This window comes from Streptomyces sp. NBC_00385 (assembly GCF_035917155.1).
GTDB lineage: Bacteria > Actinomycetota > Actinomycetes > Streptomycetales > Streptomycetaceae > Streptomyces > Streptomyces poriferorum.
This window is the reverse complement of sequence record NZ_CP107951.1, coordinates 1,912,085-1,925,481: the sequence shown is the minus strand read 5'-3', so window position 1 is coordinate 1,925,481 and position 13,397 is coordinate 1,912,085. Positions and strand designations below refer to the sequence as shown.

At 71.0% G+C, this 13,397-nt stretch carries 11 protein-coding genes; 10 read left to right on the top strand and 1 reads right to left on the bottom strand.

Features of this window, described 5'->3' with window-relative positions; all coding sequences use genetic code 11:
- Window positions 1-268 precede the first annotated feature (268 nt).
- The 10 genes from OG959_RS08295 (at window position 269) to OG959_RS08250 (ending at window position 12,371) form a co-directional block, all read left to right on the top strand.
- Window positions 269-2,230 (top strand): acyl-CoA dehydrogenase family protein, encoded by a 1,962-nt coding sequence (locus OG959_RS08295; RefSeq protein WP_326657565.1) that lies wholly within the window; start codon window positions 269-271, stop codon window positions 2,228-2,230.
- 84 nt (window positions 2,231-2,314) lie between these two features.
- A complete protein-coding gene (aroA, locus tag OG959_RS08290; RefSeq protein ID WP_326657564.1) occupies window positions 2,315-3,562 on the top strand; it encodes a 3-phosphoshikimate 1-carboxyvinyltransferase in 1,248 nt (415 codons plus the stop codon).
- A 60-nt stretch (window positions 3,563-3,622) separates the two neighbouring features.
- Window positions 3,623-4,117 carry a nucleotidyltransferase domain-containing protein gene (locus OG959_RS08285; RefSeq protein WP_326657562.1) on the top strand — a complete coding sequence of 165 codons (495 nt, stop codon included), beginning with the start codon at window positions 3,623-3,625 and terminating at the stop codon, window positions 4,115-4,117.
- A 64-nt stretch (window positions 4,118-4,181) separates the two neighbouring features.
- Entirely contained in the window at window positions 4,182-4,961 is a 780-nt protein-coding gene (locus tag OG959_RS08280; protein WP_326657561.1) for a hypothetical protein, read from the top strand.
- 82 nt (window positions 4,962-5,043) lie between these two features.
- Complete coding sequence (dxr, locus tag OG959_RS08275; RefSeq protein ID WP_326657559.1) at window positions 5,044-6,297, top strand: 1-deoxy-D-xylulose-5-phosphate reductoisomerase; 1,254 nt, start codon at window positions 5,044-5,046, stop codon at window positions 6,295-6,297.
- Window positions 6,294-7,604, top strand: coding sequence for a M50 family metallopeptidase (locus OG959_RS08270; RefSeq protein WP_326657558.1), 1,311 nt, complete (start codon window positions 6,294-6,296; stop codon window positions 7,602-7,604). Before dxr ends, OG959_RS08270 begins: the two co-directional genes overlap by 4 nt.
- Window positions 7,605-7,789: 185 nt before the next feature.
- Complete coding sequence (gene ispG, locus OG959_RS08265) at window positions 7,790-8,944, top strand: flavodoxin-dependent (E)-4-hydroxy-3-methylbut-2-enyl-diphosphate synthase (RefSeq protein WP_219571918.1); 1,155 nt, start codon at window positions 7,790-7,792, stop codon at window positions 8,942-8,944.
- Between the two features lie 172 nt (window positions 8,945-9,116).
- Window positions 9,117-9,959, top strand: coding sequence for a GNAT family N-acetyltransferase (locus OG959_RS08260; protein WP_219571935.1), 843 nt, complete (start codon window positions 9,117-9,119; stop codon window positions 9,957-9,959).
- Between the two features lie 62 nt (window positions 9,960-10,021).
- Window positions 10,022-10,597, top strand: a complete 576-nt coding sequence (locus tag OG959_RS08255; RefSeq protein ID WP_326657556.1) for a GNAT family N-acetyltransferase — start codon at window positions 10,022-10,024, stop codon at window positions 10,595-10,597.
- Between the two features lie 73 nt (window positions 10,598-10,670).
- Window positions 10,671-12,371 carry a proline--tRNA ligase gene (locus tag OG959_RS08250; protein WP_326657555.1) on the top strand — a complete coding sequence of 567 codons (1,701 nt, stop codon included), beginning with the start codon at window positions 10,671-10,673 and terminating at the stop codon, window positions 12,369-12,371.
- Between the two features lie 68 nt (window positions 12,372-12,439).
- On the opposite strand, the gene OG959_RS08245 is transcribed toward OG959_RS08250, so the two are convergent.
- On the bottom strand, window positions 12,440-13,372 hold the full coding sequence (locus OG959_RS08245) for an aminoglycoside phosphotransferase family protein (RefSeq protein ID WP_326657554.1): 933 nt from the start codon (window positions 13,370-13,372) through the stop codon (window positions 12,440-12,442).
- Window positions 13,373-13,397: the final 25 nt, after the last annotated feature.

Sequence of the window (13,397 nt, the reverse complement as noted above, 5' to 3'; positions counted from 1 at the left end):
CGTGATTCCGCCCGGACAGCGAGACGGCGGACGGCGGGGGAACGGCCCGAACCCACTGTGCGGGGGTTCGGGCCGTTTCGCATGCCGCACGCCGCAGCGGGCAGTGGAGTGGTGACCGACCCGATCGGCGCCCCAGGGCTGGTGGCAGGGGCACGAAACGGGTACATACGGACGAGTAGAACCGTTAGGTACGCAAGGGCGGACCGACCCCGGCCGCCTCGGACCTTTCGGGACCACCCACCCGACGAAGCGGCGAGGTGAGCTCCTCATGTCCGCACCATCCGCACAACGTCCGTCCGCACAACCGCACACGCCCAAGGTCACCGAACGCGAAGCGCGGCAGGTGGCCGAGGAAGCGCGCGAACAGGACTGGCGCAAACCCAGTTTCGCCAAGGAACTCTTCCTGGGCCGCTTCCGGCTCGACCTGATCCACCCGCATCCGCTGCCCGCCGCCGAGGACGTCCGGCGCGGCGAGGAGTTCCTCGCCCGGCTGCGCGAATTCTGCGAGACCCGGATCGACGGCGCCCTGATCGAGCGCGAGGCGAGGATCCCCGACGAGGTCGTGAACGGCCTCAAGGAGCTCGGCGCGCTGGGCATGAAGATCGATGTGAAGTACGGCGGCCTCGGGCTGACGCAGGTCTACTACAACCGGGCCCTCGCCCTGGTCGGCTCGGCCAGCCCCGCGATCGGCGCCCTGCTCTCCGCCCACCAGTCCATCGGCGTGCCGCAGCCCCTGAAGACCTTCGGCAGCCAGGAGCAGAAGGACACCTTCCTGCCCCGGCTGGCCCGTACCGACATCTCGGCGTTCCTCCTCACCGAGCCGGACGTGGGCTCCGACCCCGCGCGGCTCGCCACCACAGCCGTCCGGGACGGGGACGACTACGTCCTCGACGGGGTGAAACTGTGGACCACCAACGGGGTGGTCGCGGACCTGCTGGTCGTCATGGCGCGCGTACCGAAGTCGGAAGGGCACAAGGGCGGCATCACGGCCTTCGTGGTCGAGGCCGACGCCCCCGGCATCACCGTGGAACACCGCAACGCCTTCATGGGGCTGCGCGGTCTGGAGAACGGCGTCACCCGCTTCCACCAGGTGCGCGTCCCCGCGGCGAACCGCATCGGCCCCGAGGGGGCAGGGCTCAAGATCGCCCTCACCACCCTCAACACGGGCCGGCTCTCCCTGCCCGCCATGTGCGTCGGCTCCGGGAAGTGGTGCCTGAAGATCGCCCGCGAATGGTCGGCCGTCCGTGAGCAGTGGGGCCGGCCCGTGGCCCGGCACGAGGCCGTGGGCGTCAAGATCTCCTTCATCGCCGCGACCACCTTCGCCCTCGAAGCCGTCGTCGACCTCTCGTCCCAGATGGCGGACGAGGACCGCAACGACATCCGGATCGAGGCGGCGCTCGCCAAGCTGTACGGCTCCGAGATGGGCTGTCTCATGGCCGACGAGCTGGTCCAGATCCGCGGCGGCCGGGGCTTCGAGACGGCGGACTCCCTCGCCGCCCGCGGTGAACGGGCCGTCCCCGCCGAGCAGATGCTCCGGGACATGCGGATCAACCGGATCTTCGAGGGCTCGACGGAGATCATGCACCTGCTGATCGCCCGCGAGGCGGTCGACGCCCACCTCAAGGTCGCGGGCGACATCATCGACCCCGACAAGCCGCTCTCCGCCAAGGCCCGGGCGGGTGCGAACGCCGCCGGGTTCTACGCGAAGTGGCTCCCGAAGCTCGTCGCCGGACCGGGACAGCTCCCGCGCACCTACGGGGACTTCCACCCCGCCGGCCACGCCGACCTGTCCGGGCACCTGCGCTACGTCGAACGGGCCTCCCGCAAACTGGCCCGCTCCACCTTCTACGCCATGTCCCGCTGGCAGGGCCGGATGGAGACCAAGCAGGGCTTCCTCGGCAGGATCGTCGACATCGGCGCGGAGCTCTTCGCCATGAGCGCCGCCTGTGTCCGCGCCGAACACCTGCGGGTCGAGAACGACCACGGCCGCGAGGCGTACCAGCTCGCCGACACCTTCTGCCGCCAGTCCCGCATCAGGATCGAGGAGCTCTTCACCCGGCTCTGGTCCAACACCGACGACCTCGACCGGAAGGTCGTCGACGGAGTCCTCGCAGGCACGTACACCTGGCTGGAGGAGGGCATCGTCGACCCGAGCGGCGAAGGCCCGTGGATCGCCGACGCCACCCCGGGCCCCTCGACCCGGGAGAACGTGCACCGGCCGATCCGCTGAGCCCGTGCAGCCGGAACGGCGGGGCACGTCCACGCGCTGGACGTGCCCCGCCGCCGTGCGCGCGACACGGCAGGATGGACGCCCGTGACCGTCATCCATGTCCCCGGTTCCAAGTCCGTCACCGCGCGCGCCCTCTTCCTGGCCGCCGCCGCGAACGGCACCAGCACCCTCGTACGTCCGCTGAGCTCGGACGACACCGAAGGCTTCGCGGAAGGGCTCACCGCCCTTGGCTACGCGGTCGAGCGGGGAGCGGAGGCCTGGCACATCACGGGCCGCCCCTCCGGTCCCGCCGCCACGGACGCCGACGTCTACTGCCGGGACGGCGCGACCACCGCCCGGTTCCTGCCGACCCTCGCGGCGGCCGGCGCCCGCGGCAGCTACCGCTTCGACGCCTCCGCCCAGATGCGCCGCCGCCCTCTCGCCCCCCTCACCGAGGCGCTGCGCACGCTCGGCGTCGACCTCCGCCACGAGGCCGCCGAGGGCCACCACCCGCTGCGCGTCGAGGCCGCCGGCATCAAGGGCGGCGAACTGACCCTGGACGCCGGGCAGTCCAGCCAGTACCTCACCGCGCTGCTGATGCTCGGACCGCTGACGGCGGAGGGCCTCACGATCACCGTCACCGATCTGGTGTCGGCGCCGTACATCGAGATCACCCTCGCGATGATGCGGAGCTTCGGCGTCGAGGTCACCCGCGGCGGCCCCGGCGACACCGTCTTCACGGTGCCGCCCGGCGGCTACCGGGCCACCACGTACGCCATCGAGCCCGACGCCTCAACTGCCGGCTACTTCTTCGCGGCGGCGGCGCTCACGGGCCGCGAGGTGACCGTCCCCGGCCTCGGACAGGGCGCCCTCCAGGGGGATCTGGGCTTCGTCGACGTGCTGCGCCGCATGGGCGCGGAGGTGCACATGACGGCCGACGCCACCACGGTCCGCTCCACCGGCCGGCTCCGCGGCCTCACCGTCAACATGCGCGACATCTCCGACACCATGCCGACGCTCGCCGCGATCGCCCCCTTCGCCTCGGGGCCCGTCCGCATCGAGGACGTCGGCAACACCCGCGTCAAGGAGTGCGACCGGCTGGAGGCGTGCGCCGGGAACCTGCGGCGCATGGGCATCACGGTCACGACCGGACCGGACTGGATCGAGATCCAGCCGGGCACCCCGCGCCCCACGGAGATCACGACCCACGGCGACCACCGCATCGTCATGTCCTTCGCCGTCACCGCTCTGCGGACGCCCGGTATCACGTACGACGATCCGGGCTGCGTACGCAAGACGTTCCCCCGGTTCCACGAGGTCTTCGCCGGGTTCGCCGACCTCCTGAACGGATAGGGCTCCGGGCCGGAACGGCCTCCGGGCACGAGCCGGTGCGGGGCGGCTAGGCTGCGCGGCATGATGTCCGCCTCCGACGTACTGTCCGTCCTTTCCGTGGCACGCGAGGCCGGGGCGGATGTGGTGATCGCCGGCGGCTGGGGTGTCGACGCGCTGCTCGGCGAGGAGACCCGCGGCCACAAGGATCTCGATCTTCTGCACCGCCGCGAGCAGGAACCCGCTCTCGTCGCCGCCCTGACGGCGGCCGGATACGAGGAGACGCTCGACTGGCGCCCCGCACGGTTCGTCCTCAGCCACCCGTCCGGGCCGGAATTCGACCTGCATCCCTTGCAGTTCGCCCCCGACGGGTCGGCGATCCAGTCCTCGCTCGATCCGGAGAAGCCCTTCCGCTACCCGGCGGAGTGCTTCGTCACCGGCACCATCGGGGGGACGCGGGTGCAGTGCCTCTCGGTCGCGCAGCAGGTCGAGTTCCACCAGGGATACGAGCCCGGCGAGGCGGACCTGCACGACATGGACCGGCTCCGCAGGGAGTTCGGTGTGGCCACGCATTTCTGAGCCGCCCGGCGGAGCACCGGCCCGCACGAACGACGAAGCACCAGGGAAAACGGGGACCAGGGAAATGGGGACAGGCATGTACGGGGCGACGAGACTGCGGGGCCGACGGCGCCGGCTGGCGGTGGTGGGGACGGTGGCCGCGATGGCACTGGGCATCGCCGCGTGCGGCAGTGACGACGACAGTGCGACCGGCTCCGCCGGTGCGAAGAAGGACGGCAAGGCCTCGGCGGCGCCCTCCGCGCCGACGGCACCCGACGAGGCACGCCTGAAGGCCGCGTCCTTCACCGACGGCGAGAAGGTCGGCACGTACACGGCCTCCGAGTACGTCCTCGACGGCCCGCTCGGCGACGCGTACACCGCCGTCCCCGACGGCTGCCAGCCGCTGGTCAGCCTCTCCGGCGAGGTCAGCGACCCGGACCCGGCCGCCGAGGTCCAGCGCAAGGTCGACGTCCCGGACGAGATGCTCGGAGTCACCGTCGACGTCACCCTGCGCAGCTACGCGGGCGGCGGCGCCGCCACCGTCATGAAGGCCCTCGACAAGGCCGGACGCGACTGCGCCGGCGGCTTCACCGAGCAGCGGGCCGTCGCGGCCGCGAAGTACCTGAAGGCCGAGCCCGCCAAGGCCCCCGCCTTCGCGGCCGAGGCCGACGAGGCGAAGGCGTACCGCTTCACCATCCTCGACGTGAAGGGGCAGCAGAAGCTGTACGAGTACCTCACCGTCGTACGCTCCGGCTCCACGACCCTCTCCTTCCGGGCGGAGATCACCTCCACCGAGGACATCGGCGGGGTGCCGCCCGAGGTGATGGCCGCCCAGTGGGCGAAGTTCCGCGCGGCGAAGGGCTGAGGGCTCGATGAACGAGCAGCGACCACGCGGCGCGAGGGACGCGCTGTCCGTGCACACAGCCGATGCGGTGACAATGGGGGGCATGAGCGACAGCCCCGCCCCCCTCGCCGACCCGCACCTCGTCTTCGACGCCGTGGAAGGCCGCCGGGATCTCGTCATCCTCGGCTCCACCGGGTCCATCGGCACCCAGGCCATCGACCTGGTGCTGCGCAACCCCGACCGCTTCCGTGTCACCGCGCTCTCCGCGGCGGGCGGCCGGGTCGCCCTCCTCGCCGAGCAGGCGCGCCGGCTGAGGGTGCGCACGGTCGCCGTCGCCTCTCCCGACGCGGTACCGGCCCTGCGCGAGGCCCTGCGCGAGGAGTACGGAGCGGAGGAGCAGCCTCCCGAGATCCTGGCCGGACCCGACGCCGCCACACAGCTGGCCGGCAGCGACTGCCACACCGTGCTGAACGGGATCACCGGCTCGATCGGTCTCGCCCCCACCCTGGCCGCGCTGAAGGCGGGCCGCACGCTGGCGCTCGCCAACAAGGAGTCGCTGATCGTCGGCGGCCCCCTGGTCAAGGCGCTCGCCGCCCCCGGCCAGATCATCCCGGTCGACTCCGAGCACGCCGCGCTTTTCCAGGCGCTCGCGGCCGGCAAGCGCGCCGATGTCCGCAGGCTCGTCGTCACCGCGTCCGGCGGCCCGTTCCGCGGACGTACCAGGAGCGAGCTCGCCGACGTCACACGCGAGCAGGCCCTCAACCACCCGACCTGGGCCATGGGCCCGGTCATCACGGTCAATTCGGCCACCCTGGTCAACAAGGGTCTCGAGGTCATCGAGGCGCACCTCCTCTACGACATCCCCTTCGACCGGATCGAGGTCGTGGTCCACCCCCAGTCGTACGTGCACTCCATGGTCGAGTTCACCGACGGCTCCACCCTCGCCCAGGCCACCCCGCCCGACATGCGCGGTCCGATCGCCATCGGCCTCGGCTGGCCGCAGCGCGTCCCCGACGCGGCACCCGCCTTCGACTGGACGAAGGCCTCCACATGGGAGTTCTTCCCGCTCGACACGGAGGCCTTCCCGTCCGTCGGCCTCGCACGGCACGTGGGTACGCTCGGCGGCACCGCCCCGGCGGTGTTCAACGCGGCGAACGAGGAGTGCGTGGACGCGTTCCTGGACGGGCGACTGGCGTTCAACGGCATCATGGACACGGTCACCGCGGTGGTGTCCGAGCACGGAACGCCCGCGACGGGAACTTCGCTGACGGTCGCGGACGTCCTTGAAGCGGAAGCCTGGGCCCGGACCCGGGCCCGGGAACTCTCGGCCAAGGCCACCGCGGAGGCGCGCGCATGAGTATGACGACGATCCTGCTGACGATTCTCGGCATCGCCGTCTTCGCCGTCGGCCTGCTGTTCTCCATCGCCTGGCACGAGCTGGGCCACCTGTCGACGGCGAAGCTCTTCGGTATCCGCGTCCCCCAGTACATGGTCGGCTTCGGCCCGACCGTCTGGTCGCGGAAGAAGGGCGACACGGAGTACGGGATCAAGGCCATCCCGGCCGGCGGCTACATCCGCATGATCGGGATGTTCCCGCCGGGACCGGACGGGAAGATCGAGGCACGCTCCACCTCGCCGTGGCGCGGCATGATCGAGGACGCCAGATCCGCCGCCTTCGAGGAGCTCGAACCGGGCGACGAGAAGCGTCTCTTCTACACGCGCAAGCCGTGGAAGCGCGTCATCGTCATGTTCGCCGGCCCCTTCATGAACCTGATCCTGGCCGTGGCGATCTTCCTCGGCGTGGCCATGACCTTCGGATTCCAGACGCAGACGACCGATGTCGCGGGCGTCCAGAAGTGCGTGATCTCCCAGAGCGAGAAGCGGGAGACCTGCAAGAAGTCCGACCCGGTCTCGCCCGCGCAGGCCGCCGGCCTGAAGGTGGGCGACAAGATCGTCGCCTTCAACGGCGAGAAGATCGACGAATGGTCCGTCCTCTCCGACAAGATCCGCGACACGATCGGTCCCGCCACCATCACGGTCCAGCGCGACGGGCAGGAGAAGACCCTCCACGCCGTGCTCAAGAAGAACGCCGTGCTGAAGAAGGACTCCGACGGCGAGGTGGTCCCGGGGAAGTACGTCTCCGCCGGCTACCTCGGTTTCGCGGCCCAGAGCGAGATCGTCCCGCTCTCCTTCGGTGACTCCGTCGTCCGCATGGGCGACATGATCGAGAACGGCGTCGACTCGATCATCGCCCTGCCGTCCAAGATCCCGGCCCTGTGGGACGCGGCCTTCTCGGACGGCGAGCGCGCGGACGACTCCCCGGTGGGCGTCGTCGGCGCGGCCAGGATCGGCGGCGAGGTGATGACGCTGGACGTACCGGCGCAGAACCAGGTCGCGATGATGCTGTTCCTGCTGTCCGGCTTCAACCTCTCGCTGTTCCTCTTCAACATGCTGCCGCTGCTGCCGCTCGACGGCGGCCACATCGCGGGGGCCCTGTGGGAGGCGCTGCGGCGCAACGCCGCGCGGATCTTCAAGCGCCCCGATCCCGGCCCGTTCGACGTGGCCAAGCTGATGCCGGTGGCCTACGTGGTCGCCGGGGTGTTCATCTGCTTCACCCTGCTCGTCCTGGTCGCCGACGTCGTCAACCCGGTCAAGATCTCCTGACCGGCCCGTCCTGGGGGGCGCCTGTACCCCGAGTGACGGCGGATGCGCACGGTGCGTCCGGGACCCCATGATTTGCCCGGGTTCCCGGACGCGGTGTGCTTCACGCCGTGCTCGGTGCCGTAACCTCGAAGGCCGGAGCCCGCCGACTTCGGGACCTCGATCCACACCTTGGGGATGCTCAGCGCATGACTGCGATTTCTCTCGGAATGCCCACCGTTCCGACCCAGCTCGCCGTACGGCGGGTCAGCCGCAAGATCCAGGTCGGGTCGGTGGCGGTCGGTGGGGACGCGCCGGTTTCGGTGCAGTCGATGACGACGACGCGTACGTCGGACATCGGTGCCACGCTCCAGCAGATCGCGGAGCTGACCGCCTCGGGCTGTCAGATCGTCCGCGTGGCGTGCCCGACCCAGGACGACGCGGACGCACTCGCGACGATCGCCTCGAAGTCGCAGATCCCGGTGATCGCCGACATCCACTTCCAGCCGAAGTACGTGTTCGCCGCGATCGACGCGGGCTGCGCGGCGGTCCGGGTGAACCCCGGGAACATCAAGCAGTTCGACGACAAGGTCAAGGAGATCGCGCGGGCGGCGAACGACGCCGGCACGCCGATCCGGATCGGCGTGAACGCCGGTTCGCTGGACGCGCGACTGCTGAAGAAGTACGGCAAGGCCACGCCCGAGGCGCTGGTGGAGTCGGCCCTGTGGGAGGCGTCCCTCTTCGAGGAGCACGGCTTCCGGGACATCAAGATCTCGGTCAAGCACAACGACCCCGTCGTGATGGTCAACGCCTACCGGCAGCTCGCCGCCCAGTGCGACTACCCGCTGCACCTGGGCGTGACCGAGGCCGGCCCGGCGTTCCAGGGCACCATCAAGTCGGCCGTCGCCTTCGGCGCCCTGCTGAGCGAGGGCATCGGCGACACGATCCGCGTCTCGCTGTCCGCGCCGCCGGCCGAGGAGGTCAAGGTCGGGCTCCAGATCCTGGAGTCGCTGAACCTGAAGCAGCGGCGGCTGGAGATCGTGTCCTGCCCGTCGTGCGGCCGTGCGCAGGTCGACGTGTACAAGCTGGCCGACCAGGTGAGCGCGGGGCTCGAGGGCATGGAGGTCCCGCTGCGCGTCGCCGTGATGGGCTGTGTCGTCAACGGCCCCGGCGAGGCACGCGAGGCCGACCTGGGCGTCGCCTCGGGCAACGGCAAGGGCCAGATCTTCGTCAAGGGCGAGATCATCAAGACCGTGCCCGAGTCGAAGATCGTCGAGACCCTCATCGAGGAAGCCCTCAAGATCGCCGAGCAGATGGAGAAGGACGGCATCGCCTCCGGTGAGCCCGAGGTCTCCATCAGCTGACCCCCATGCCTTCCACGACAGCGCCCCGCCGGAGCGACCCTCCGCGCGGGGCGCTGCCCGTGAGCGACGTCACCGGGGATCGCAGAGGCTGTTCACGGCCACGAGCGGCGTGCCCCAGCCTCTTTGGGTACAGTGCGGAAATCAGCAGACCGCATGGTGAGGCCCCCTCGTGTTGACGCAGACCACCACCCGGGTCCTCGAACCCAGCGACCTCGGCGCCGCCCTCGCGGTGCTGGAGAGCGAACCCGTAGCCAACGCCTTCGTGACCTCCCGGGTCCAGATCGCGGGCCTCGACCCCTGGCGCCTGGGCGGCGAGATGTGGGGCTGGTACGCCAACGGCCACCTGCGGTCGCTCTGCTACTCGGGAGCCAACCTCGTCCCGATCTGCGCCACCCCCGAGGCCGTCCGCGCCTTCGCCGACCGCGCCCGCAGGGCCGGCCGCCGCTGCTCCTCGATCGTGGGACCGGCCGGGCCCACCGCACAGCTGTGGCGGCTCCTCGAACCGGGCTGGGGCCCCGCCCGCGAGGTCCGGGCCAACCAGCCGCTCATGGTCACCGAGAGCCCGTCCGCGGACGTGGCACCCGACCCCCTGGTCCGCCGCGTCCGCAAGGACGAGATGGACGTCCTCATGCCGGCCTGCGTCGCCATGTTCACCGAAGAGGTCGGCATCTCCCCGCTCGCCGGTGACGGCGGACTCCTCTACCAGGCCCGCGTCGCCGAGCTCATCGGCGCCGGCCGCTCCTTCGCCCGGATCGACGACGGCAAGGTCGTCTTCAAGGCCGAGATCGGCGCCACCACCGCACAGGCCTGCCAGATCCAGGGAGTCTGGGTCGCCCCCGAGTACCGCGGCCGGGGTCACTCCGAGACCGGCATGGCAGCCGTCCTGCGGTACGCGCTGGCCGACGTCGCACCGATCGTCAGCCTCTACGTGAACGACTACAACACCCCCGCGCGCAAGGCGTACCGGCGCATCGGCTTCCGCGAGACCGGCGCGTTCATGAGCGTCCTGTTCTGATCCCGTCGCCGGCCCGCCCCGGCCCGTACCACGCACCCCGCCACGGACAGTAGGGTCTGCTCATGGCAGCAGCTTCCGGGGGAGGACCCCACACCACCGGCGTCCGGATCGAACCGATCGATCTCGCCGCACGCGTGGACGAGGCGCTCGCCGTGCAGGCCGTCGCCTTCGGACTCGGCCCCGAAGAGATCGAGGTACGACGCCACATCGTCCTCAGACACCTCGATCACCCCCGCGCCCGCGCGCTCGGCGCCCTGACCCCGGACGGCGGCCTCGTCGGGTTCGTCTACGGCATGCCCAACGAGCGCGGCCACTGGTGGTCCACCGTCGTCGAGCCCCACCTGCGGGCCACCGGCTCGGCGGACTGGCTCGACGACTCCTTCGTGATCACCGAACTCCACGTCCACCCGGAGTTCCAGAACCGGGGCGTCGGCCGCGGTCTCATCACCACCATCACGGACGCCGTCGACCAGCCCCGGTCGATCCTCTCCGCCATCGACACGGAGAGTCCCGCCCGCGGTCTGTACCGGTCGCTCGGCTACCGGGACCTCGCCCGGCAGGTGCATTTCCCCAGCGCTCCCATGCCGTACGCGGTCATGGGTGCACCCCTTCCGCTGCTCCGCCCCGGGCGCGCCTGACACAATCGATTTCCGCCCGCCGGTGCCGCCCGGCTAACCTCCTGCACATCACCCTTCCGAGCAGGAGTTCATCATGGCCCAGGTCCAGCGCATGTCCCGATTGATGATCAAGACACTGCGCGACGACCCGGCGGACGCCGAGACGCTCAACCACAAGCTCCTCGTCCGCGCCGGATACGTACGCCGCACGGCGGCCGGCATCTGGTCCTGGCTGCCGCTCGGCAAGAAGGTCCTGGAGAACATCACCCGCGTCGTCCGCGAGGAGATGGACGCCATCGGCGGCCAGGAGGTACTGCTCCCCGCGCTCCTGCCCAAGGAGGCGTACGAGGCGAGCGGCCGGTACGACGAGTACGGCGACCTGCTGTTCCGGCTCCAGGACCGCAAGGGCGCCGACTACCTCCTCGGCCCGACGCACGAAGAGGTCTTCACCCAGGTCGTCAAGGACATGTGCTCGTCCTACAAGGACCTGCCCGTGATCCTGTACCAGATCCAGACCAAGTACCGCGACGAGGCCCGCCCCCGCGCCGGCGTGCTGCGCGGCCGCGAGTTCCAGATGAAGGACTCGTACTCCTTCGACACCACCGACGAGGGCCTCGCCGAGGCGTACCAGCTGCACCGCGGCGCCTACATCCGGATCTTCGAGCGGCTCGGCCTCGACCACCGCATCGTCTCCGCGGTCTCCGGCGCCATGGGCGGCTCCGCCTCCGAGGAGTTCCTCGCCCCCGCGCCCGCCGGTGAGGACACCTTCGTCGACTGTCCGAACTGCGACTACGCCGCCAACACCGAGGCCGTGACGTTCAACGCCACCCCGGCCGACGGCTCGGCGACCGGCCCCGTCGAGGAGCTGGACACCCCCGACACCCCGACCATCGAGACCCTCGCCGCACACCTCGGCGTCCCGGCCTCCGCCACCCTGAAGAACCTCCTGGTCAAGGTCGACGGCGAGATCGTCGCCGTGGGCGTGCCCGGTGACCGCGAGGTCGACCTCGGCAAGCTCGGCGAGCACCTCACCCCGGCGGTCGTCGAGCTCGTCACCGCCGAGGACTTCGTGGGCCGCCCCGACCTGGTCCGCGGCTACGTCGGACCGCAGGGTCTGGAGAAGGTCCGCTACATCGCCGACCCGCGCGTCGCCGCCGGCACCGCCTGGATCACGGGTGCCAACAAGGAGGGCAAGCACGCGAAGAACGTCGTCGCCGGCCGTGACTTCGAGGTCGACGACTACCTCGACGTCGTCGTCGTCGAGGCGGGCGACCCCTGCCCCAACTGCGGCACCGGCCTCCAGGTGGACCGCGCCATCGAGATCGGCCACATCTTCCAGCTCGGCCGCAAGTACGCCGACATCTTCTCCCTCGACGTGCTCGGCCAGCAGGGCAAGCCCGTCCGCGTCACGATGGGCTCGTACGGCATCGGCGTCTCCCGCGCGGTGGCCGCACTCGCCGAGCAGACCGCCGACGACAAGGGGCTGTGCTGGCCCCGGGAGATCGCCCCGGCCGACGTGCACGTCGTCGCCGCGGGCAAGGCGCTCCAGACGGAGCTCGCCCTCGACGTCTCCGAGAAGCTGAACGCCGCCGGCCTGCGCGTCCTGGTCGACGACCGCCCGGGCATCTCGCCCGGCGTCAAGTTCACCGACTCCGAGCTCATCGGCGTCCCGAAGATCCTGGTCGCCGGCCGCCGCTCGGCCGAGGGCGTCCTGGAGCTGAAGGACCGCCGCACCGGCGAGCGCGAGGAGCTCACGGTCGACGAGGCCATCGCCCGCCTCACCGAGCAGGGCTGACCGCTCCGCGACATGGCGAAGGGCCCCGGCACGGAGATCCGTGCCGGGGCCCTTCGCCATGCGGGCTTCTACAACCAGCCCGCGAACTCCAGCGTCACTTCGCCCTCCTGGCGGCGCCCGGCCGCCAGCGCACGGGTGCCTGACTCCACCGCGCGGAACAGCGTCCAGCCGTGCAGCCGCTCCCGGTCGACATCCAGGGCGTCCGCGAGCTTCTTGATCCTGCGCCGGGCGGTCATCGCACCGCCGGGAGAGGCGATCAGGTCCTCGACCCGGTCCCGCACCAGCCGTGCCAGATCGTAGGCGCGCTCGCCGACCACCGGCTCGGGGCCGACCGTCAGCCAGGGCGCGCGTTCGCCCGAGAGCACCTTGCTCTGCCGGAAGTTGCCGTGCAGCAACAAGGTCTCGGGGGAGTGGGCGACCAGTTCCTCGCGTGCTGCCAGGGCCGCCGAGACCAGGGGCTCCAGGGCGGGATCGTCCGTCGCCGACGCCCGCATGGCCTCGATGCGGAGCCCCGTCCGCCCGGTGACCGTCTCGAAAGAGTGCTCGGGGGGCGGTTCGATCCAGAGCCGCCGCACCGTTCCGGCCGCCTCCAGGAGCGCCTTCGCCTCCGGAAGCGAGCGCAGCGACACCTCGGGATGCAGCCGTTCCAGCAGCAGCGAACCGCCCGCGGTCTCCGCCTCCGCGGCCTCGTCGGTGGCGGCGATCAGCTGGACCGCGCCCCAGCCCTTCCAGTGCGCCAGCGCCGCCCGTTCGAGCGCGGGTGCCGCGCCGGCGGGGGCGAGCTTCAGCGCTGCCGGGGTGCCGTCGGTGTCCCGTACGAGCAGGACCAGGCTGCTGCGCCCGCCCGGGGCGGCGACCCGTTCGACGGTCAACTCCCGCCCGGTCGAGGCCAGTGCCTGTTCGGTCAGCCCGGGTAGCTCCGCGAGCCAGTCCCCGGCGGCCGTATCCCCGTACGACTCGCCGAGCGCTCGCACCAGACGCTGCGGCGGTTCAAAACCCATACGTGCCGTGTTCCCTTTCAGAGGC

Coding starts and splice junctions, on each gene's coding strand:
- OG959_RS08270 (WP_326657558.1), top strand. CDS start 6,294: ATGAGTATGACGACGATCCTGCTGACGATTCTCGGCATCGCCGTCTTC.
- OG959_RS08255 (WP_326657556.1), top strand. CDS start 10,022: ATGGCAGCAGCTTCCGGGGGAGGACCCCACACCACCGGCGTCCGGATC.
- OG959_RS08245 (WP_326657554.1), bottom strand. CDS start 13,372: ATGGGTTTTGAACCGCCGCAGCGTCTGGTGCGAGCGCTCGGCGAGTCG.
- dxr (WP_326657559.1), top strand. CDS start 5,044: ATGAGCGACAGCCCCGCCCCCCTCGCCGACCCGCACCTCGTCTTCGAC.
- OG959_RS08285 (WP_326657562.1), top strand. CDS start 3,623: ATGATGTCCGCCTCCGACGTACTGTCCGTCCTTTCCGTGGCACGCGAG.
- ispG (WP_219571918.1), top strand. CDS start 7,790: ATGACTGCGATTTCTCTCGGAATGCCCACCGTTCCGACCCAGCTCGCC.
- OG959_RS08280 (WP_326657561.1), top strand. CDS start 4,182: ATGGGGACAGGCATGTACGGGGCGACGAGACTGCGGGGCCGACGGCGC.
- OG959_RS08250 (WP_326657555.1), top strand. CDS start 10,671: ATGGCCCAGGTCCAGCGCATGTCCCGATTGATGATCAAGACACTGCGC.
- OG959_RS08295 (WP_326657565.1), top strand. CDS start 269: ATGTCCGCACCATCCGCACAACGTCCGTCCGCACAACCGCACACGCCC.